The organism is Chitinophaga filiformis (assembly GCF_021646545.1).
Classification (GTDB): domain Bacteria; phylum Bacteroidota; class Bacteroidia; order Chitinophagales; family Chitinophagaceae; genus Chitinophaga; species Chitinophaga filiformis_A.
Map to the genome: position 1 here is coordinate 35,140 of NZ_JAKIRP010000002.1, position 20,417 is coordinate 55,556.

Genomic DNA, 20,417 nt, shown 5'->3' on the forward strand with positions numbered 1-20,417 from the left:
TTTTGTTAACGTTAATATTGTTTTTATGGAAAATGAAGTGGTATACCTCAGACCCAATGTGGTATTAGAACCCTTAATAGATAAGTGGTATGCCTGGACGCACCTGATCTATCCCCCAACAGCGGCTATGAACATACAGTCGAGGCACCTCAGGATCATGAGCTCTTATGTACAGGCGCCGCAGGTGCACGCTGCAGCTATCCGTAATCCGAAAATGCTGGGAGGACCGTTCATGAACTATGATACGAACCGGGCAGAGGATATTAAACAACTGATCGCTGAAACAAAAGAAAGCAGGAAACACATGCTGGAACTTGCCGAAGCTATCAAGGATCTGGACAACCTCTTGCAGCAGGAAGCGCACGGGTTCTCGCTGGATCCTTTGTATGAAAGAGTACCTGATATATTGAAAGGACTTGTTGAGATCAATTACGATCTGCATAACAATCCCGGTTTCCGTTTTTTCGAGCAGCTGATGTATAAGAGTGAATATTACAACGAGAACGCGCAGAGTCTGGCTATGTGGCTTACCACCAACGATGAACGCCCTTTTGTACTGAGTACAGCAAGGTTGAAAGATACGACCAGTATAGAACTGAATATTCCTTTCTCCAGCAGCCTGGTAGACCGCCTGCATCGTATGAGGACGGTTCCGGGTAGTTTCAGTGAAATAAAAGATGCATTGGGCATCGCTGATGAAGATCTTGAACTGTTCCAATCATTTTTCACAACAGAGGCCCCTCCTAAATACGAACGTTATACCGGTGATAAAATACGGATGCGTTACTTCGGACATGCCTGTATCCTGGTAGAAACGAAGGAAATATCAATTCTCGTGGATCCTGTTATCAGTTATTACGGTTACCAGGCCGAGGTGGAAAGATTCTCTTACAGCGATCTGCCAGAGGAAATAGACTATATCCTGATCACACACAATCACCAGGACCATATCCTGTTTGAAACCATGCTCTATCTGCGTCATAAGACCAAAAAGATCATTGTACCGAGAGGCAGTATGGGGAACCTGCAGGACCCGAATCTTAAGCTGATGTTCAACATGATCGGTTTCCATAATGTAGTGGAACTGGAAGAAATGGAGTCTATCACTTTCAGTAACTGTACAATTACCGGCCTACCTTTCCTCGGTGAACACGGTGACCTGAACATCCGTTCGAAGCTCTGCTATCATGTGAGGATCGGTTCACAGTCCATGTTATTCCTCGCTGACTCATGCAATATAGAACCCCGCTTGTATGAACACGTCGTGAAACAGACGGGGCCCGTGGATATCATCTTCCTCGGTATGGAGTGCGATGGTGCGCCCTTTACATGGGTATACGGACCACTGATGACGGAAGAGATACAAAGAGAAAAGGATCTTTCCCGCAGGCTGGCAGGGTCCAACTTTCCCCGCGGACAAGCGCTCGTGAGTACATTTAAACCCCGTGAATTGTATGTGTACGCAATGGGGCTGGAACCCTGGATTGAATTTATCAGCAGTGTAAGATATCATGAGGATGCCAACCCCATTGTAGCATCCAATAAGCTGATCACAGATTGCGGAGAAAACAACATAGCCGCAGAGAGACTGTTCGGCGAAAAAGAATTATTGTATGAAATCTGATTTATAACATCGCTAAACCTTCATGTATGAACTTAACTAAATCTATTGCTCACATAGGTGAGGATAAACTGCCCGTGTTCCTGAAATTTGAAGAGCAGGTAAGCACTGATTTCTTCGCTGACTGGTACCATGAGAAACGCGAACTCATGGAATCGACACTGCTGAGAAATGGTGCTATTCACGTAAGAGGCATTAATATAGATTCTATTGACGCTTTTAGCGGGTTAATGAAACGTCTGCATCCTGCCTCCTCCAGTTTCCTGGATGGGAATTCCAGCAGAAGCAAACATACCTCCAATGTATACAATGCCTCCGAATACGATGCAGCGTCTATCATCCGCCTGCACACTGAATTTTCCTATTCTAATCTCTGGCCGGCGCATATCTTCTTTTGCTGTATCAACAAAGCAGATACGGGAGGTGAAACAACCGTCGGCGATTGCAAGAAGGTGCTGGAATTACTTTCTCCTGCTATAGTAGAAGAATTTGAAGCGAAAGGCATTACTTATATCCGCAATCTGCACGGCGGTGCAGGACTTGGTCCTTCCTGGCAGGAAGCATTCGAAACGACAGATAAACAGTTCATGGAGTCTTATTGCAATGAAAACGGTATCACCGTTAAATGGCAACCTGACGGTGCCGTGCGACTCGAACAGACAAGACCCGCCATCAGGAAACATCCTGTTACCGGCGACCGCTTATGGTTTAACCAGGTAGATCAGTTTTATCCTGTCATTTATGGTGAGGAAGTGTTTGAAACCCTGATGTTCCTGGCAAATAATGATCCTAATGGACTGCCTATGTATGCCCGTTACGGCGATGGCTCAGAGATACAGAAAGAATATATCGATGAGATCATCCGGGTAATGGACGACGTAACAGTTCCTGTTCCCTGGGAAAATGGTGATCTGTTGATGGTGGATAATATGCTGTCGCTACATGGTCGTCTGCCATTTACCGGAGATAGAAAGATATTGGTTTCGATGGCCTGAGTCCGGAGATGCTTCCCCTTTTCGTAAACTCCCTTTCAATTTTTTGTAATGTTTAAGTTCAAATCATACAATATCAATCAGCTTGATAAGATTCCCCAATTAATGTTACTGGATCACAGGCAGATGGAGGACATCAGAATAGTTAGTGAGATCTATCCTTTTAAGACGAATAACTACGTATTGGAGAATCTTATTAACTGGACAAATGTTCCCGACGACCCGATCTTTCGCCTGAACTTTCCACATAAGGAAATGCTGACCGAATTACATTATGATCAATTGAAATGGGGAATGCGGAACATGGATGAGGTATCCTACCGTAATCTGATCCATGATATACGGTTGTCATTGAATCCACATCCTGCTGGCCAGGTGGATCATAATACACCTTATTTCCTGGGAGAAAAGCTGGATGGTATGCAACATAAATACCGTAATACTATACTGTTCTTTCCCAGTCATAGCCAGACCTGCCACGCTTATTGCACGTTCTGCTTCAGGTGGCCTCAGTTCGTTAATGAACCGGGCTTCAAGATGCAGGCGAAAGAAATAGAGCCGCTGGTAGCCTACCTCAAGGCTAATCCTTACATCTCAGATGTGTTGCTGACAGGAGGGGACCCTATGGTTATGAGTCCCCGTATCCTGGCAAATTATCTGCTGCCCCTGCTGGAAGTGAAAAGCCTGAAGGTGATCAGGATAGGGACGAAATCGCTCAGCTACTGGCCTCACAAGTTCGTGACAGACACCGACAAGGACGAGTTGTTGGAGTTATTAGCCAAAGTAACCGCTGCAGGAAAGCACCTGGCTATCATGGCTCATTTTAATCACTACGTGGAGTTCGAGACAGCAGTGGCGCAGGAGGCCATATTCAACCTGCGGAAGATAGGAGCCGAGATACGTACACAGGCGCCATTACTGAGACATATTAATAATAAGGTAAGGATCTGGTCAACCATGTGGGAGCGCCAGGTGCAGCTGGGTTGTGTGCCTTATTATATGTTCCTGCCCAGGGATACGGGCGCTCAGCACTACTTCGCTGAATCATTGGAGACGGCATTGCATATTTATCGTGGCGCCGTACAATTGACAGGTGGTTTGTGCCGCACAGCCCGAGGCCCCGTAATGTCTATGACCACTGGTAAAGTAGAGTTATTAGATATTGAGGATGACGTATACCAGTTACGTTTTCTGCAGCATAGGAATGGGTCGCTGGCATATAAGACATTCAAGGCCCGGGGCAGCAATGACCATCCGAAATGGTTTGATGATCTATCCTGTTATGATGAGCGGTACAGGGAATTTTTCAGTGACCAGGACGATTATGACAGGAATGAATTGCGGTATGGGAATATTTCTTTGCAAGTGTAAAGAACAAAGGCTGATCCGGCAAAAAGATAATTGCAATGGCTGACAAATAAAAAGCCGCAGGCAAACGCCTGCGGCTTTTCGGGTTTAACAGAATCTCATCCGGGATGAAGCTAGAACTTGAAAACAAAATTGGTTGACAGACGTCTTGGCATTTGTTTTTCCAGTGTTGTCCATCCGCCGAAATATTCTTTATCAGCCAGGTTGTCCAGCTTTACACCGATACGGTATTTACTTGCATTATAGAAAATGGATGCATTCAGCACTGTGTAAGAAGGCAAGGTGAATAAGCCGGTTCTTGCATCATTGGTGATAATATTATCGCTTGCATAGTTACCACCGAAGCCGATACCTAATCCCTTAACAGTACCTTTTGTAAAGGTGTAGCTGATCCATGCATTTGCCAGGTTAGCCGGACCTGCGGAAGTTGGTCTTCTGCCCTTTAAAGCGGCAATAGCCTGTACCGCCTTGCTGTCATTATAGCTATATCCTGCTACGATGTTCAGACCAGGAATGGGATTGGCGATCAGGTCCAGTTCAATACCTTTACTTTTCTGTGTACCATCCTGAACAGTGACATTATAACTTTGTCCGTCGCGTACCACTGTTTCTCCACGTGTAATATTCTTTACCAACAGGTCGTAGTAGCTGGCAGTAGCGGTCAGCTTGTGATTGAACATGTCAACTTTTACACCGCCTTCCCATTGGTTAGCCTGTTGCGGCTTGAAAATATTGGTATAGTCGTCCAGTACCTTTGTACCCGGAGCAACGTTACGGAAACCATTCATATAATTACCAAACACACTTACCTGGTCTTGTACGATCTGGTATACCAATCCGAATTTCGGAGACACTGCAGTCTGTCCATATTTACCACTGGTCACCCCAGTAGCGTAGTTTTTACTTCCCTTGCTTTCGAAACGGTCAATACGTACGCTAGCCATCACACTTAACGCGTCTGTCACGTTCAACACATCCGAAACATAAGCGCTGTAAACCTGGTTGCTGTTACCATCTTTTGTACCGCCAAGGCCGGCCAGTTTAGCATCTACTGCAGCTTTGGTAAGCGTGGCATAGCGTGGATCATTGTTACGCGTAACGTTTACATAGTCGAATAGTGCATAGGCACTGTTATCATTTACAGCACTTACATCCGCGAAATCAAGCCCAAATACCAGTCTGTTACGCAGGCTGCCGATCCTGAAATCTCCTATGAAATTCTGTTGAATATCGGTAGTGGTAGTGGTAGAGTTCTGATAGTAAACAAAGCGGCTGATCAACGTGTCGTTAGCAGCGATAGGACCGGTCGGACTTCCATCCAGGAACATCACATAAGAGTAATTACCGTCGCTTTTACGCACGCTTCTTGACAGGTTGGTCTGTGATATCCATTGATCGGATATTTTATAGGTAGCCTGTCCGTATAAATTGATGGTAGGTGTTTTGTAAGTAATATCGTTGCTGGTGTAAGACCTGTCAAAGTCCATATTTAATTCAGCAGGAGTGTGTGCAATCAGCGCACGGCTTCTGTTCATGAATACCATGAGCGCATTGGTGCTCTGCGCGGTATAGAACTCTGCATTCACCAGGAAAGACAGCCTGTCATTTGCTTTAAACGAAAGACTAGGGGCTAAAAAGAATGACTTTTTGAATCCGGCATCCTGGAAGCTCCCTTCGCTGTGATAAGCAGCGTTTACACGCAATAAGGCAGTTTTGTCTGCATTTAACGGTGTATTCACGTCAGCAGCAAAACGGCTCAGTCCAAATCCTCCCGCGGTATAACTTACTTCTCCACCAAAATGATCGTATGGTTTTTTGGTCACAATATTTAATAATCCGCCAAAAGAAATAAAGCTGCTACCAAATAAAGTACCTGACGGCCCCTTGATAGATTCAATCCGCTCTACATTTGCCGGGTCTATACCTCCATTGGTGAGACCAGGAACACCATTGATCATCGTAGGTTGTACGCTGAAGCCGCGCATGGAAAAATAACCTGCACCATCATTCGGACGGCCGGTAGAAGACCATAGCCTGTTCACACCTGGCGTGTTTTTTAAGGCATCGTCAAAGCTGACAACCACCTGTTCCTGCATCAGCTCTTTTGAAACCACATTGTATACCTGTGGATTCTCCAGGTTCTTCAGCGGCAGGCGCGCCACGTATTCAGACTCCTTTTTAGCAAATTTGCTGCGGCCTGTGTTTACCTCCACTTCCTTCAGCTGTATGTCAGATAATGATAATGAAATGGCTACCTGAACAGTTTTGTCGCTTGATACTGTTACCGTCTCTTCTTTGGAACCGTATCCCACCAGCGTTACCTGCAAGGTGTAGGTACCAGGCTTCACATTGCTCAGAACGAAAACGCCATTTTCATCTGTAACAGTAGTTTTCTTTGTGTTTTTGAGTCTCACCGTAACCTGGTCAGCTGGTTTTCCATCAGTAGTGGTAACCGTACCTCTGATAATTCCGTTGCCATCAGACTCGTTATCGTTAGCCAAAAGAACGCCGGGGCAAAGCATCATAAGCGCCAAAAGCAGCAGTAGAAATGATTTCATATAGCATTGATTTCGGCCGCGAAATTGGTGTATTATGGGGTTATTTGTTTTAACATTCGGGAATAAGTTTTACGCTATCGGGAAAAAATGCTGGTTGCTGACGGCTTAACTTATCTTGTCATTATGTTTTTTATTGCTTTTTATCGGGGGGAAATAATCGTATTAAAAATAAAAAAGCAAAGGGTAAAACGCATTAAAAAAAGGCCTCCATAGTTAATGCGAAGGCCTTTTTAATGAAGTATATTAGTCAGATTATTATAATGTTTTCGGCGTATATACTTTTAAAACGCCATCATCCTCATTGCTTATGATCAGGAGGCTCTTGCCGGTAGGGCTGTTTTTGGCTGGCACAAACAGTACTCCTTCAGGAGCATCGCCCGATTTCAGTATCTGAAGAAAGCTTGGAGCATTCGGTATAGATACATCGTAAATTGCTATAGCGTCTGCACGTTCCATGCCAATGAAAGCAATGTTCTTATTACCTACCTGTCCAAGAGTAATACCTTCCGGCTCAACACCTTTGTCATCACTGCGGGCATCGTCATAATAACCAGCGGCATTGGTCTTTACTTCTAATTCATTTTTACTGTCATAGATGAGAGAACCGTTAACGCCATTCCAAACGCTGAAGGAACGTGCACCAAAAGAGAAAAGTGTCTCATAAAGACCATCTCCGTTAGCATCGCCCAAAGTCTTGGTAATGTTCAGACGGCCCAGTTTAGCATCCGCCTGTAGCTCTGCAGCGTTAGGAAAAGCAGTAGGATCCAGTGCAATGTTTTTGATACGGTCAGCTTCTTTAAAAGCGGTGTATTCACGTACATCGCCTTCATTTACAGTAAACAGGTAAGGGATGCCTCCTGTTTGTAGTACAGCAATGGCATCAGGCTGATACATACCTTTAACAGACCATTTACCGAAGCCAACGCTATTATCCTTATCTGATGGATCGATGGTATTGGTATCGTTATTATAGTCCTTAAAGCCCAGTGGGAAAATATCGGTAGCAGTTTTTGTTGTCAGGTCAATCTTCCCGATAGCGTTATTTTCCTGCAAGGTAACCCAGGCAGTTTTTGAGTCTGGTGATACAGTGATATATTCTGGTTCCATGTCCTGGGCAAAGCTGGCATTAGGACCGAATACACGTAATCCTCTTTGCTGCAGGGCCGCCTGCTGTGAAGCGAAGCTGCTGAAATCAATTGTGACAACACTGTAGTTATCTTTTACACTGATCACAGAAACAGAGCCTATAGGATCGTTAGTATAAGTTGCATCGGGTTCACCCTCATTGGCAGTAAGAATATAGTTACCATCCGGGCTGAAGGTTACCATGTCCGGTAAAGATCCGGTAGCGATGGTTTTTATCTCCTGGTAATTGCTGGTATTATAAACAGTTACTTTACCAGGCTGTTGTTTGTCTAAAGCCTCTATGGCCGCGGCCAGCTTACCGTCGCTTACAGATACACTGTTAACTGCGCCGCTATTGGTCAGAATGGAGTCAACTAACTTCATTTTGGCGGGATCACTCATGTCTATAACATCGATCTTATTCCGGCCGCCGTTGTTTACTACAAATAGTCTTTTAGTGGAGGGGTCGTAAGCGCTGATCTCAGCTGCGCCTGCTATACCAATATCCAGTGTGCCAATTTCGGTGAATGTAGCAGGATCTTCATTAACAGTGGGCTCGTTGGGATGGTCGTCCTTGGAACAGGCAGCAGTCATCGCAAGGATAACAAAAGGTAACAGGTGTTTTAATTTCATATGTGTCATATAGGTTTTGAAGTCCGCAAGGGTACTAAACACATATGAACATATTATTAAGAAAATGTTTTTTAATTATTAATATCTGATGCCTCTGAGCACCATTCTTACTCTCCGGCACTTGATGGTATCATATTACGACGTTACCGATTCTAATGCCAACAGGGTAAAGTATGTATAAAATGCCCCTGACCGTTAGGTGGGGCCTTATAATTCCTGGCTTGGATCCCAGAAGAACTTCCTGAAGTTTACAACCTTGTCGCCTTTTACTTCCACTCCTTCCTTTTCAAGTAGTTTCTTCCTTGCTGCGATACCCGCCGGCTCTCCTGTCAGTTGTCCCTGGCTGTTCACCACACGCTGTGCTGGTACAGGTGGTTTTTCATGACCACAGGCGCCCATGGCATGCCCTACCATGCGGGAGTAGTTTCCCTTACCCAAGGCTTTAGCAATCGCTCCATAAGAAGTTACACGGCCTTTAGGTACTAATCTGGCAATCTCATAAACGAGTTTATTGAAATCCGGATCATTCATCATACAGAATAATTAATCTTTATGAAGATAGAGAATTCTGAATAACCAAGGTCCAGATTATGTAAGATATCAGATCAAGAAACCCGATATCCTGTAACCCAGCTTAGGTTTTATGGTTATTCAAAACTACAGGAGGGGATTTTCCGGTTTTTTGAAGCAGCTATTTGGCTGATCTGAAGAGCAAGTTTGAAGTGTTGACGGATGCGTTTGAGCAGTTATCCAGCTCGGAGAAAATATGGGATATTTCAGATAACCACCACAATCTTCCCATCCGCCGAATTGCTATCCATCAACCTATGCGCTGCAGCAATATCGTCCAGCTTAAATGTGCAACTGATATTGAGCTTTATATTACCCGCTTCCACATCACGGATAAACGCCTGGAAATGCTCCTTGTTCACCCTGATCTGACCAGTGCTGTACATAGTTAGACGGACCGTTGCCGGAATATATTCCATAGGCGCAAAATCACTGATGGACCACTGCTCTGAGAGCATACCCGCCATGCACACGGTACCTCCCTGTGCGGCACATTGCAATGAATCCTTTAATGTTCCGGTACCCACCAATTCAAGTATTTTGTCTATACCGGCAGGAAATGAGGCCTTAACTTTTGACGACAGATTACCATCATCAATGAGTACTTCATCAACACCATTATCTAAAAGCAGCTGTTCCTTTTCTGGTTTCCTGGTGGTGGCCACTATATACAGCCCCTCCTTTTTCGCGATCTGGGTAGCAAGCATGCCAATAGAAGAAGTGCCTCCCCTGATCAGTAAGGTTTCGTTCTTTTTAATGCCCAGTGCAAGATGCAATGATCCATAAACGGTCTGGAACATCTCTGGTATAGCGCCCAGTTGCTCCCAGCTTAAATGACTATGGAAAGGCGTAAGAATAGATCCGGGGAGTACCGCATATTCTGCATAGCTGCCGTCATACGCTCTTCCCATTTCGCCCATGAACGCAGCTACTTTTTCTCCTTTTTTAAATACTCCTGCCGGATCATTTTCAACTTCACCAACGCATTCAATGCCCAATACCCGGGGAAAAACAACGCTGGGCGATAAGCCTTTGCGTGTCATTAATTCTGACCTGTTCAACCCAAAAGCTTTTACCTTTATCAACACCTGGCCATCACCCGCAACAGGTACCGGTCTTTGCTCCAGTATAAAGTTTTCGGGACCACCAGGGTAGTATAATACTGCTGCTCTCATATATCCTTTGTTTAGATAATTATTAATTGCTTTATAGTCCGGGCCTGCATACGACTACCATCATTTCGGATGGTCTTCATCATAATTGAACATATACCGGTAGATCTTCCATGCTTTAGCTTCTTTACGAAGCACAAAGAAATCTCTACTCTGTATCGATTGTTGTCCGTTTACCGGATCATGAGTAGTAGCTACGGCTGTTGCCTGCACAAATGCATAGCGGGTATCTAATGCAATATCATGGACGGTGAAATCGATATGAAATTTTGTCCTTTTGAGGTAACTTCCATTATTCCTTGTGGATAGATCCAGGGTGGTAAATGTCTTAGTATCAGCGGCCATAAAAAGGCCATCCGAAGTGTAAAACAGATGTATCAGCGGAATATTCGCAGTATTTAACGTATCTGCATATGCAGTCAGTAATTGTTGAATCGCCTGCTTTTCTTCCTGAATGCCCATGATTATCCTTTTTGTAATGCAAAGGTGGCATCTTAAGGCAGGATCAGCCAATGAGGTATGTTAAGAAATACCCTTAATATAGTTTAAGGGTGCGGCTTTTGTGTCAGGTCTTTGCGCACCTTACTGAGGAATTCCGGAGTGATCCCAAGGTAAGAGGCTATCTGCGTGTTAGGCAAGCGGTTGGCAATATGAGGGTATTGTTCCAGAAATGACTGATAGCGCTCTTCTGCTGTTGAACTGATATTCTGCAATACCCTGTTCTGCAGGGCTATGAATTTTTGCTCGATGATGATCCTGAAATTGCGGTCGAATTTGTGATGGTTGATATAGAGGGAGAGCAGATCCGGATGTTTTATCTGTAAGATAACAGATGATTCCATCGCTTCTATATAAAGCTGGCTTGGTTTTTCAGCATAAAAGCTGGCCAGATCAGTAATCCAGTCATTCTCTGCTGCAAACTGGATATTGTGCTCCTTTCCATTCTTATCCACTGCATACATTTTAAAGCAACCGCTAATCACAAATGTAAAATGACGACATACATCTCCCTGTTGAAGAATAAACCCGCGACGCTTTACTTTACGCTCCGTAAAATGCACAGACAATTCATCACGCTCCTTGCTGTTGAGTGGGAAGTAATTTTTGAAATAGTTTATTAACTGTTTTACTGACGTATTTTCAGTACTCACAATCCAAAGAATGAAAGTTTATAATATAAATGAGTATTCCGCCATAGATGGTAAAGATAGTTAAATATGGAAGATCAGCGGTGCCCGTCCATAGGTAGCAGACGAAGGCTCTTTTAGTACTTTTTATCGCCCGAATGAAGATGTGATCAATGTGCTGAAGGAAATATCACATGGATGGTGGTACCAGTACCTACCTCCGAAACCACTTTCATTCTGATGCCATGATAGTCAGCAATACTTTTTACAATAGACAAGCCTAGTCCATAGCCCTCGCCATCCGTCGTATTCTTCTTCCGGAAACGGTTGAATATGGTGTCAATATCTGAGGGATCAATGCCTATTCCCGTATCCCTGATAGCAATGGCATAGGAGCCATCTGTCCTAAGCGTATCACTGATATGAATACTTCCATCGGGTCTGTTGTACCGGATAGCATTGTTGATAAGATTGTAGAATAACTGGAACAACAGATCATGGTTCAGTTTGCGCAACATAATATGCGGCTGCAGGGAGGCCGTGATGCTGATATTCTTGTCTTCCAGCCGGTGTGTCAGTTCCTGTATGATCTCGCTGATCATTTTCTCTGGCTGGATATTATCCTGCCTGGTATATTGATCATTTTCAATCCTCGATATTAATAGCAGTGAATGAACGATCTTCTTCAGGCGGTTGAGTGTCTTCATCATTTCCATGATCTTCTCCATCGCTGTTTCGTCAAGGTCATTTGACAGCAGCAGATTTTCCATCTTGGTCTGCAGGATGCCAATTGGCGTCATCAGTTCATGAGAAGCATTGGAGGTGAACTCCCTTTCCCTGTCAAAGTCTTCTTTTATCCTGTTCATCAATGCAATCAGGGAGTTGTCCAGGTACCTGAAGTCAATGGTTGTAGTCCGGATAGGAGGAGGAATTTCCTTGAAGGGAAATACAGGATTGATCAGTTTAGTCTGAATGATCGTTTGCAAAGGTTTTAGGAGGATACGCGTAAAAGAAATGTCCGTAAGCAGTGTCAGTATCGTCAGCATTCCTAATACATACAGGGCAATCCTTTGCAGCGGACCATTATACTGACTGATAGACGCAATTGTTTTACCAATCTCCAGCTCGTACAACTGGTCATTGTACTCGAAGGCCTGGTTCAGGATCCGGTACATGACAGTATCTCCCTCTATAATTCTTTGCGCGGTCTGGATAGTATCTGATGAGTAAATATGCCTCGCCCGTTCAAGGGAAATATACTCTTCCCGGAGCAGGGTATAACTGCCATATGTGGAATCTCCCTGCAGATAATAGTCTATACCGTTCGTCTGAATATTCGTCATTACCTTTTTTGCCTGCTGCTTTAACAGGCGGTTCGTGCTTTGAAAAGCCACCCTGTCTATGAGGGCAGGCAACAGTATAATGAAGAGAATGACCGTTGCTATCTTGGACAGGGTAGAGGTAAGCGTAAGTTTGGTAAGCAGCTTCACGATATGGTTATAGTTTAATTTTATATCCAACCCCTCTGATGGTTTGCAGCCATTCTACCGGTCCATGTTCAGTCAGTTTTTTACGGATGTTCTTTATGTGCACATCAATATAGTTGGAATCATAATCATCGTCCGAAAAACTTCCCCAGATATGCTCACTCAGCTGCATGCGTGTTAGTGGACGGTTCTTGTTCAGCAGCATATAACTCAGCAAGTCAAACTCTTTTTTCGAGAGGCCAATATCTGCATCTCCATACAATATCATCCTGGTATTTAAGTTGACAGTGAAATCGCCCAGTGCCACGAGGTTGTCTCTAAGCCCGGATTTCCTGCGACTGATCGCCTGCATACGTGACTGCAGTTCCAGCAGTGAAAAGGGCTTCGGGAGATAATCATCTGCTCCCAGGTCCAGCCCCTTTATACGGTCTTCCAGTTTACCACGGGCAGTGAGAATAATGTAAGAAGCTTCCGGACAGATCTTCTTGGCATCTTCCAGCACTAATAATCCATCCTTGTCTGGCAGACCAAGATCAAGCAGTATAAAGTCATAAGGACCTTCTTCCATGAGCTGTCTTGCCTGTTTGGCGGTAAAGGCAAGGTCACAAAGATATCCTGCCTTTATCAGGAAATCTTCCATTTCCAGTGCCATCCCTCTTTCATCTTCAATGATCAGTACTTTCATATCAATCAAAACTGGTAGTAAAAGCTCGCGGTGAAAAATGAATTGGCCTTTCCCGGATCAGACTGCGACTTTTGTCCGAGTAGAGAAAGCTGGTACTCTACCTCTATCATATAGCTCGCCCTGTTATAAGCCAGCGGCAGTTTCAGATTGTAGGACAGCAGATCATAGCTGGTTGTTGTCTCGGTAGTAGACGTGCTGCCTGTCCCGCCTCCCGGAGTGGTACCTAAAATGGGGGGAAGAATGCCCAGCAAACTATCTCTGATAGTTTTTTCCTGTATGTAATAGGTATAAAACCGTTGTGTGCCGGCTGTTACATCTATCAACGGCGTAAGTGTGACGATGTCTTTTGAGGTCAGGCTAAACAGGTTGATCTGTTTGCTGATACCCAGCGTAGAGAAGAAGTCATTCGTCTTTCCAAATGCGTAATCCACTCCCAGCGTAGTTGTGAGCCAGCCGCTGTGCGTAAGCCCCACAGCTGCTGAATGAGGATTGGCCGCTTGCAGGAAAGGAGAAAGCTTAGGATAAAAAGTATAATTATAGCTCAGCTCTGCCGACAAACGTTTACTCAGTTTAAAGGAAAAGCCTGCTCCTGCACTGTATGCAGAAACAACACGGTCATGGTCATTCAGTAAACGATAGCTGGTACCGGTCAGTGAGAAGCCTGAGCGATGCTGATATTTGGCTACTGCCGCTACATAGGCCATTCTTTCATCTGCTTTCTGACCGTAATAGTTCGCATTGTTGGCATAACTGGTTCCAATAGTAAGTGTGGATTTTTCAGCGGTAGCTGCACTGTCCTTTTGTAATGTACTGTCTGTCTGCGCCTGGCAGAAAGCACTGGCTAATAATATTGGCAGTAAAAAGAATATCTGTTTCATGGTTTTTCATTGAAGCGCTGTGCTATGGAACACGAACACCTATTTTCTTGATGACAATCTTTGGCTTGATGATTTTCGGTGTTTTTACAGGCGTTATCACTGATGGAACGGCTATAGGTTTCACCTGTTTTTTAGCCTTGGGAACCTCTTTAATAACCGGTTCCACAGGCAGCTCCTGCGTTGGTTCTACTGTTTCCGTCTCTACCGGCTTTTTGACAGGAATGGTGTCCATCCGCACGGCATCCGGGGGAATTACCTTGTAAGTAGGTTGGGGTAGTGTAGTACTACCCCAACTATAGAGGGAAATGATTGATAGTATAGCGGTTATTCCTACATGGCGATATATAGCCCCTTTGTTCATATTCACGACAGTATTAATAATGTGTTACCTCAGGCCTACCTTCATATTTGCTCCGACATGAGTAGCAGTTTTGATAGATGGCACTTTCACGGTATTGTGCACAGCTCCTGCAGCCTTGATAGATGAGGAAGCGGCAATTTTAGTATGATTTTTTACACCTGCATCTACTGATTTTACAGCTGCTTTTGTACCAACAGCAGTTTGTTTAATGTCGCTGTTGACATTTGTGGCGATATGCTGCGTGCTTTTAACAGTAGCATTAGTGGTGCCGACAGTTGTCTGTTTAATCTCACTGTTGACAGCAGTACCAACATTCTGCGTGCTTTTAACAGTGGTGTTAATGGTACCTGCAGCCGTCTGTTTTATGTCATTGTTGACAGCAGTGGCGGCGTTTTGTGTGCTTTTAACAGCCACGTTACTGGTACCCACAGCGTTCTCTTTTATGTCGCTATTGACAGCAGTCGTGGTGTTTTGTGTGCTTTTAACAGTCACACCGCTTGCACTGTTTACACTATTCTTTAATACATCTGCATGCTCTGTAGCAGCTGCAGAAATGTTTGTTTTGTCTTGAGCAGCAATGGCTGTACTGTTTTTAGTATTTACTCCTGTTGATGCATTTGCAGCTCCAGTAGACGCTGTTTTTACATTGCCTGATTTAACATCAGCCTGGGCATGAGTCTGCCCAGACATTGTTCCGTTCACTGAATTTGTCCCGACGGTCGCCGATTGTGTTGTCTTAACAGTTGCTTGCTGGGCAAATATAGCGTTTGAAAATAAAAAAGCAGCAATGACAAAAAGTGTTGTTTTCATACATTTCCAATTTTAAGTTAGTATTTATTGCTTGTTGATGCAAACTTAGATGCCCAACATGAAGAAAAAATGAAAAACGGCTTGTGGGGGAGAAGGCAGAATGCCAGAAAAATACTTGAAGCACGTTAAAATAATATCATGTGCAACAGGGGAGGCCTTCTGGTGTCATGGCCTGGTATTTGGGGTTCTCTGGGCAGGAACGGCTATTTTTTGCAATCGGGCATCGAAGAGGAAGTGATATCTTTATATAGTAACCATCACAGCTATGAATATTCTTACACAAATATCCACACATCTGCTGGACGTCATCGAGGGAGAAAACTGGACTGATGTAAATATTATGGATAGCCTGAAGGACGTAACAGTACAGGAAGCCACTTTGAAAACAAAAGCTTCGCCCAACACGATCGCAGCGCTGGTAAATCATCTTATCTACTGGAACCGGGTGATGATACAACGTATAAACGGGATCAGGGTAACCATACCTGATGTTAACGGATTTGATGTTCCCGGCTTAACAAGTGAACAGGATTGGACGAACCTGAAGAAGGAACTGGTAGCTTCTGCTTATGAACTGGCAGAGGCAATAAAAAAGGTAAATGAAAGCAGGTTGCCGGAGCCAATTGTGGCAGATCATTCATCCACTTATAGAAATCTGCAAGGTACGGTGGAGCATTTGCACTATCATCTGGGGCAGATTGTGATCCTGAAAAAGCTGATTAAGGCCGGTAATTAATTACACGGCCTCAATCATTTTCCTCTTCTTTTTCATCACTATCTTTCTCGTCATTTTCTTCAGCTTCCTCGCCAATCTTCCTGACAATGGAAGAGATTGGCCCTTTCATATGCTCCTCAGGATCCGGTCCGAGTGTTTCAGGGTCTGGCTTTATGCTGGAATCTTCTTTTTCTTTTTTGACGTCTTTATCTTTAGGATTGTCCTGTATCATAAAATATCATTTATTTATTGTTCAGGTAACAAAATCATGCCAAGGCATTAACACAATGAGCAGGTTTTACAGGCAAATGAATGGATTGTTTGAATTTCGCAAATGATGGTTTGATGTTCGTAACTGGTCTGATACCGTCCCTTCTTAATTTTGCTCATTCTTTATCGTAAACAGCACTATTCATGAAACTAACAGGAAATAAAATTTTAATTACCGGCGGCGCCAGCGGTATTGGACTGGGGCTTGCAGAAAGATTTCTACAGGAAGGCAATACCGTGTTGATCTGTGGAAGACGCGAATCTGCCTTAAAAGAGGTTACAGCTAAATATCCATCCATCATTACCAAAGTATGCGATTTGTCAGCAGAAGCTGGACGGGAAGATCTTTATAACTGGGTTGCCACCCAGCACAGTGATCTGAACGTACTGGTGAACAATGCAGGTATCCAGAACTGGATGAACATCACAGATGCGGACTTTTATCAACGTGCAAAAAATGAAATTGCTACGAACATCGAAGCACCGGTGCATTTGACTGCGCTATTCATTAAACTGCAATCACTGCATACGATTGTGAACGTGACCTCCGGACTGTCATTCGTACCACTGACTAAAGTACCTGTATACAGCGGCACCAAAGCCTTTTTCCATTCCTTCACACTTTCGTCAAAATACCTGCTCAAGGCAAGAGGCATAGAAGTGATTGAAGTGATACCGCCCGCACTGAATACCGATCTTGGTGGAAAGGGCCTGCACGATGCGGCCCCTCCGGTAAGTGATTTTTTAGACGCTATATTCACACAGTTAAAAGAAGGTAAAACAGCATTGACTTTCGGATTCACTGAAGCCGTGTCGAAAGCCGGCTCGGAAGAGCTGAATAGCGCTTTTAACAGGCTGAACCCAAGCTGACGGGGTGGTAACTCAAAAAGCTCCTGCCTGGCTTATTAGGCTTATCAGATGACACTATTTTACAAACAATAGTGTCATCTGATTCTGCGGGGACAGCCCCGGGATGATAATAAGCCGGGAACAAAACACCAATCGGCTCCGCTAGGTGCGGGGTGTTTGTAGCGCCGGTTTCAACCCGGCAACGTGTCTTTATAACCGGTTGACAACCGCGGGTAATCGGAATTGTTTTAACGTGAAATAAACAATGCCAAACATAGTTCCGAACAGAAAGGTAAACGCCCACATCATGACATGCTCCTGTGGCCGGAAAATATGCACGGAGAATGTATATAGAAGCTTTTGCGGCTCGGTAACGGCATCCCAGCTATTGAAACGCAGGTACCTGCCTATATAGACGCCATAGCCGCATAATATAAAACTAATGATCACAGAAATCTTTACCCATCCGTCTCTCAGGTGCCCTGACAAAAACTGTTCTATCTGCATAAGCGATACAATCCCCAGTAGAAGACCGTTCCATGCTGCCGAAGTTACCAGTAGCAGATCAAACCATTTAGGAACGGGCGGCTTTTCTGTATAATGAAAAAGATCTGTTATGATATAAGCAGCATTCGGAAAGAATGCCAGCCAGCAGGTGAGGAGAAGTATTGCCCTGAGATTGAACCTGTTCTGCCGGATCAGCGAACGGCTGAATAATAAAGGCAATATTGCCAGGAAGGTATTCCAGATGTAAAAACCGTAAACCAGCTCTTTCGTGTACATCACCCTTGTTAACAACAACAGCATGGTAAAGGATACTGATACCAGCAGCATTCTTTCAAGTGGAGAAATGTTCTTTAACATTGACAAAATAATTTAAAACATTAGTGTGCAATAACACTGTTTCTGAATATAGCGCTGTTAGCAGTGATGCGATTGATGATCCTATTGTACTTGTATCTCATCTTGAGCATAAATTTCCCAAGCGTGTTACCACCTGCTTTGAACAGCTTCCTGTGCGCCATCCACACCACGAGTGCCGTAGAGAAGAAGAAAACATAATAGACCTTCAGGGCGATTGTTTTCCCTAAAGCGGTCTTACTATTGAAGATGATCGAAAGCCGCTCGGTCTGAAACGCAATATGAGGCGCTTCATCAATGAGTATATCGGTACAGATCTGCTTCAGTAACTTACAGCGGGTAGCATCTTTCATGGACTGATAGAATATTTGTGCGGTACTTTCAACAACTGTAACGGTGAGTGTCCATATTTCCATATTGGCGTTGAAATACCTCACTTTTCTGAAAAGAGTATCGCCGAGGTCCGCTTTGATCCTTGGCTTTCCTATTCTGTCCAGGTAAGTCCCTAAATTGTTGCCATGTTTCTGTTCTTCCTTTATAAACAGCGCGGTAGCTTCAATATAAGCCAGGTCATTTATCTGCTTTGCGTACCTGGTTACTGCCTGCAGTAGATGCCGGCCGTCAGATGTCTCTCCCAGCTGCCAGGCTTGCAGAGAGTGGAGTATTGTTGAAATTTCCTGTTCAGAAATATCGGGGTTCAAAGACCAGTCTATACGTCGCTGTTTTGCGTTTTCTTCGAAGTACAAAATCCACTGATTACTTGTCTTCATGTGTTATATTTTTCATAGTGAGTACAGGTCGTAATTGTTCTATATATACTTTGTGTTTCAAAGTGTAAAGGCAAAAAAATGACAAGACAATGCCTATATCAGACTATCAGCATTATGCTTGTCCTGATTCAATGAACCGGGTTACTGAAGTGTACAAAAGATGATGCTACCATCGGGTTCGGGAACCATTATGGTATCCTTTGACGTGCAACTGCCGGCAATAGGTAAACATATAGGTATTCGGCTAACTGCATTACCATGAATGGGTTACAAGTTAATGCAGGCCGGTGTTCCTCAATGTCTGAAAAGTGTTTTTAAAGCACTTTGAATGACAAAGTAAATGAATAATTTTTAACTTTCAACAAAATATTTTTGCTTTCCTTTTACCGCTCATAAAGCTTGCCTTTGATACTTATGATCTTTTTATAAATTTAGAATAAACTATCTCTAGAACATATGCGTAAACTGTCTATTGTCGCCTGTGCCTTACTAAGTACCAGCTCTATGTGTTATGGCCAGGAAAGACCCACCATTGATTTTGAAAAATACGACCCGCCTTCCTCCCTGGTAGTACCGGAACATAAACTGACAAAGGCGAAGTTCCCTTTTATAGATGTGCATAATCATCAGAATGGCTTGTCGTCGGGAAACCTGCGGGACCTGCTACAGGATATGGATGCCCTGAACATGAAAGTGATGGTGAATCTTAGTGGTGGAAACGGCAGCCGCCTGAAAGCGCAGACAGACAATGTAAAGAGTAAGGCGCCAAACAGGTTTATCATTTTCGCCAATATTGATTTCAGCGGCATAGGAGAGGAGGGCTGGACGGAGAAAGCCGTGCGTCAGCTGACAGAAGACGTGAAGAATGGTGCAAACGGTCTGAAAGTATTCAAGAACCTGGGACTTAGTGTACGTGATAATAACGGCAAGCGGGTAGCCATTGATGATCCCCGGCTGGATGCCGTATGGGACCAGTGTGGTAAACTGAAGATCCCCGTCTTGATACATGCCGCTGATCCCAAACAATTCTGGCAGCCGGCGGATAATAACAACGAACGCTGGCTGGAATTGATTACTCATCCGGGCCGCAAACGCAGTAATACTGATCCGGCACCCTGGGAACAGATCATTGAGGAGCAACACCGCATGTTCAGGAAACATCCGGCTACCACCTTTATAAATGCGCATTTCGGCTGGTACGCGAGCGACCTGGCTCATTTATCGCAACTGATGGAACAGATACCGAATATGTATGTTGAATTTGGAGCAGTGATTGCTGAACTGGGGCGTCAACCGAGGATGGCAAGACAATTCTTTGAGAAGTATCAGAACCGGATCCTTTTCGGTAAAGATTCCTGGCAGCCGGAAGAATATACCACGTATTTCCGCGTACTTGAAACTGCAGATGAATATTTCCCGTATCACAAAAAGTATCATGCTTTCTGGCGTATGTATGGTATGGCGCTGCCGGATGATATATTGAAGAAAGTATATTATCAGAATGCGTTGAGGATCATTCCTGGAATAGATAAGAGTTTGTTTGAATAATATCACATTAAAAAAGG

Annotated in this window: 20 protein-coding genes; 6 read left to right on the plus strand and 14 right to left on the minus strand. The window is 44.1% G+C overall.

All coding sequences use genetic code 11. From position 1 onward, the window contains the following. Positions 1 to 25: 25 nt before the first annotated feature. Genes L3C95_RS06605 through L3C95_RS06615 form a run of 3 tightly spaced genes read left to right on the plus strand, consistent with a single transcriptional unit; the run spans position 26 to position 3,984 of the window. Complete coding sequence (locus tag L3C95_RS06605; protein ID WP_236386020.1) at positions 26 to 1,624, plus strand: MBL fold metallo-hydrolase; 1,599 nt, start codon at positions 26 to 28, stop codon at positions 1,622 to 1,624. A gap of 26 nt (positions 1,625 to 1,650) precedes the next feature. After that, complete coding sequence (locus L3C95_RS06610) at positions 1,651 to 2,616, plus strand: TauD/TfdA family dioxygenase (protein ID WP_236386021.1); 966 nt, start codon at positions 1,651 to 1,653, stop codon at positions 2,614 to 2,616. Positions 2,617 to 2,664: 48 nt separating this feature from the next. Further along, the gene (locus tag L3C95_RS06615) at positions 2,665 to 3,984 is read left to right on the plus strand and encodes a KamA family radical SAM protein (RefSeq protein WP_236386022.1); all 1,320 of its coding nucleotides are present in this window, start codon (positions 2,665 to 2,667) and stop codon (positions 3,982 to 3,984) included. A gap of 110 nt (positions 3,985 to 4,094) precedes the next feature. Here the strand turns inward: L3C95_RS06615 and L3C95_RS06620 are convergent, their stop codons facing one another. From L3C95_RS06620 to L3C95_RS06670, 11 genes are all read right to left on the minus strand, one after another. Further along, entirely contained in the window at positions 4,095 to 6,539 is a 2,445-nt protein-coding gene (locus L3C95_RS06620; protein ID WP_236386023.1) for a TonB-dependent receptor, read from the minus strand. Positions 6,540 to 6,794: 255 nt separating this feature from the next. Next, complete coding sequence (locus L3C95_RS06625; RefSeq protein ID WP_236386025.1) at positions 6,795 to 8,297, minus strand: choice-of-anchor I family protein; 1,503 nt, start codon at positions 8,295 to 8,297, stop codon at positions 6,795 to 6,797. 207 nt (positions 8,298 to 8,504) lie between these two features. Continuing rightward, positions 8,505 to 8,831 (minus strand): MGMT family protein, encoded by a 327-nt coding sequence (locus L3C95_RS06630; protein ID WP_236386028.1) that lies wholly within the window; start codon positions 8,829 to 8,831, stop codon positions 8,505 to 8,507. 242 nt (positions 8,832 to 9,073) lie between these two features. Continuing rightward, a complete protein-coding gene (locus tag L3C95_RS06635; RefSeq protein WP_236386030.1) occupies positions 9,074 to 10,042 on the minus strand; it encodes a zinc-binding alcohol dehydrogenase family protein in 969 nt (322 codons plus the stop codon). A gap of 60 nt (positions 10,043 to 10,102) precedes the next feature. Further along, positions 10,103 to 10,501 (minus strand): YybH family protein, encoded by a 399-nt coding sequence (locus tag L3C95_RS06640; RefSeq protein ID WP_236386032.1) that lies wholly within the window; start codon positions 10,499 to 10,501, stop codon positions 10,103 to 10,105. Positions 10,502 to 10,584: 83 nt separating this feature from the next. Beyond that, complete coding sequence (locus L3C95_RS06645) at positions 10,585 to 11,190, minus strand: Crp/Fnr family transcriptional regulator (protein WP_236386033.1); 606 nt, start codon at positions 11,188 to 11,190, stop codon at positions 10,585 to 10,587. 146 nt (positions 11,191 to 11,336) lie between these two features. After that, positions 11,337 to 12,686, minus strand: a complete 1,350-nt coding sequence (locus L3C95_RS06650) for a sensor histidine kinase (protein ID WP_236386034.1) — start codon at positions 12,684 to 12,686, stop codon at positions 11,337 to 11,339. Then, positions 12,664 to 13,338 carry a response regulator transcription factor gene (locus tag L3C95_RS06655; protein WP_236386035.1) on the minus strand — a complete coding sequence of 225 codons (675 nt, stop codon included), beginning with the start codon at positions 13,336 to 13,338 and terminating at the stop codon, positions 12,664 to 12,666. Before L3C95_RS06655 ends, L3C95_RS06650 begins: the two co-directional genes overlap by 23 nt. A gap of 5 nt (positions 13,339 to 13,343) precedes the next feature. Further along, the gene (locus tag L3C95_RS06660) at positions 13,344 to 14,216 is read right to left on the minus strand and encodes a hypothetical protein (RefSeq protein ID WP_236386036.1); all 873 of its coding nucleotides are present in this window, start codon (positions 14,214 to 14,216) and stop codon (positions 13,344 to 13,346) included. Between the two features lie 22 nt (positions 14,217 to 14,238). Then, positions 14,239 to 14,577 (minus strand): hypothetical protein, encoded by a 339-nt coding sequence (locus L3C95_RS06665; RefSeq protein WP_236386037.1) that lies wholly within the window; start codon positions 14,575 to 14,577, stop codon positions 14,239 to 14,241. Between the two features lie 24 nt (positions 14,578 to 14,601). Next, a complete protein-coding gene (locus L3C95_RS06670; RefSeq protein ID WP_236386038.1) occupies positions 14,602 to 15,387 on the minus strand; it encodes a hypothetical protein in 786 nt (261 codons plus the stop codon). Between the two features lie 265 nt (positions 15,388 to 15,652). On the opposite strand from L3C95_RS06670, the gene L3C95_RS06675 reads away from it, so the two are divergent. Next, positions 15,653 to 16,123 (plus strand): DinB family protein, encoded by a 471-nt coding sequence (locus tag L3C95_RS06675; RefSeq protein ID WP_236386039.1) that lies wholly within the window; start codon positions 15,653 to 15,655, stop codon positions 16,121 to 16,123. Positions 16,124 to 16,133: 10 nt separating this feature from the next. Here L3C95_RS06675 and L3C95_RS06680 read toward each other — a convergent pair whose 3' ends face one another. Continuing rightward, positions 16,134 to 16,334, minus strand: coding sequence for a hypothetical protein (locus L3C95_RS06680; protein ID WP_236386040.1), 201 nt, complete (start codon positions 16,332 to 16,334; stop codon positions 16,134 to 16,136). Between the two features lie 182 nt (positions 16,335 to 16,516). Between L3C95_RS06680 and L3C95_RS06685 the strand changes: the two genes are divergently transcribed. After that, positions 16,517 to 17,242, plus strand: coding sequence for an SDR family oxidoreductase (locus L3C95_RS06685; RefSeq protein WP_236386042.1), 726 nt, complete (start codon positions 16,517 to 16,519; stop codon positions 17,240 to 17,242). 189 nt (positions 17,243 to 17,431) lie between these two features. Here the strand turns inward: L3C95_RS06685 and L3C95_RS06690 are convergent, their stop codons facing one another. Beyond that, positions 17,432 to 18,085 carry a DUF1361 domain-containing protein gene (locus tag L3C95_RS06690; RefSeq protein WP_236386043.1) on the minus strand — a complete coding sequence of 218 codons (654 nt, stop codon included), beginning with the start codon at positions 18,083 to 18,085 and terminating at the stop codon, positions 17,432 to 17,434. A 20-nt stretch (positions 18,086 to 18,105) separates the two neighbouring features. Then, complete coding sequence (locus L3C95_RS06695) at positions 18,106 to 18,852, minus strand: ferritin-like domain-containing protein (RefSeq protein ID WP_236386044.1); 747 nt, start codon at positions 18,850 to 18,852, stop codon at positions 18,106 to 18,108. Between the two features lie 456 nt (positions 18,853 to 19,308). Here L3C95_RS06695 and L3C95_RS06700 point away from each other — a divergent pair, with 456 nt between their 5' ends. Further along, positions 19,309 to 20,400 carry an amidohydrolase family protein gene (locus L3C95_RS06700; RefSeq protein ID WP_236386045.1) on the plus strand — a complete coding sequence of 364 codons (1,092 nt, stop codon included), beginning with the start codon at positions 19,309 to 19,311 and terminating at the stop codon, positions 20,398 to 20,400. The last annotated feature ends 17 nt before the right edge of the window (positions 20,401 to 20,417 follow it).

Excerpts from the sequence above, each read along its gene's own strand:
- L3C95_RS06620 (WP_236386023.1), bottom strand. The coding sequence starts at position 6,539 with ATGAAATCATTTCTACTGCTGCTTTTGGCGCTTATGATGCTTTGCCCC.
- L3C95_RS06700 (WP_236386045.1), top strand. The coding sequence starts at position 19,309 with ATGCGTAAACTGTCTATTGTCGCCTGTGCCTTACTAAGTACCAGCTCT.
- L3C95_RS06680 (WP_236386040.1), bottom strand. The coding sequence starts at position 16,334 with ATGATACAGGACAATCCTAAAGATAAAGACGTCAAAAAAGAAAAAGAA.
- L3C95_RS06605 (WP_236386020.1), top strand. The coding sequence starts at position 26 with ATGGAAAATGAAGTGGTATACCTCAGACCCAATGTGGTATTAGAACCC.
- L3C95_RS06610 (WP_236386021.1), top strand. The coding sequence starts at position 1,651 with ATGAACTTAACTAAATCTATTGCTCACATAGGTGAGGATAAACTGCCC.
- L3C95_RS06675 (WP_236386039.1), top strand. The coding sequence starts at position 15,653 with ATGAATATTCTTACACAAATATCCACACATCTGCTGGACGTCATCGAG.
- L3C95_RS06690 (WP_236386043.1), bottom strand. The coding sequence starts at position 18,085 with ATGTTAAAGAACATTTCTCCACTTGAAAGAATGCTGCTGGTATCAGTA.
- L3C95_RS06615 (WP_236386022.1), top strand. The coding sequence starts at position 2,665 with ATGTTTAAGTTCAAATCATACAATATCAATCAGCTTGATAAGATTCCC.
- L3C95_RS06640 (WP_236386032.1), bottom strand. The coding sequence starts at position 10,501 with ATGGGCATTCAGGAAGAAAAGCAGGCGATTCAACAATTACTGACTGCA.
- L3C95_RS06660 (WP_236386036.1), bottom strand. The coding sequence starts at position 14,216 with ATGAAACAGATATTCTTTTTACTGCCAATATTATTAGCCAGTGCTTTC.
- L3C95_RS06665 (WP_236386037.1), bottom strand. The coding sequence starts at position 14,577 with ATGAACAAAGGGGCTATATATCGCCATGTAGGAATAACCGCTATACTA.
- L3C95_RS06625 (WP_236386025.1), bottom strand. The coding sequence starts at position 8,297 with ATGAAATTAAAACACCTGTTACCTTTTGTTATCCTTGCGATGACTGCT.
- L3C95_RS06685 (WP_236386042.1), top strand. The coding sequence starts at position 16,517 with ATGAAACTAACAGGAAATAAAATTTTAATTACCGGCGGCGCCAGCGGT.
- L3C95_RS06635 (WP_236386030.1), bottom strand. The coding sequence starts at position 10,042 with ATGAGAGCAGCAGTATTATACTACCCTGGTGGTCCCGAAAACTTTATA.
- L3C95_RS06655 (WP_236386035.1), bottom strand. The coding sequence starts at position 13,338 with ATGAAAGTACTGATCATTGAAGATGAAAGAGGGATGGCACTGGAAATG.
- L3C95_RS06630 (WP_236386028.1), bottom strand. The coding sequence starts at position 8,831 with ATGATGAATGATCCGGATTTCAATAAACTCGTTTATGAGATTGCCAGA.
- L3C95_RS06695 (WP_236386044.1), bottom strand. The coding sequence starts at position 18,852 with ATGAAGACAAGTAATCAGTGGATTTTGTACTTCGAAGAAAACGCAAAA.
- L3C95_RS06670 (WP_236386038.1), bottom strand. The coding sequence starts at position 15,387 with ATGAAAACAACACTTTTTGTCATTGCTGCTTTTTTATTTTCAAACGCT.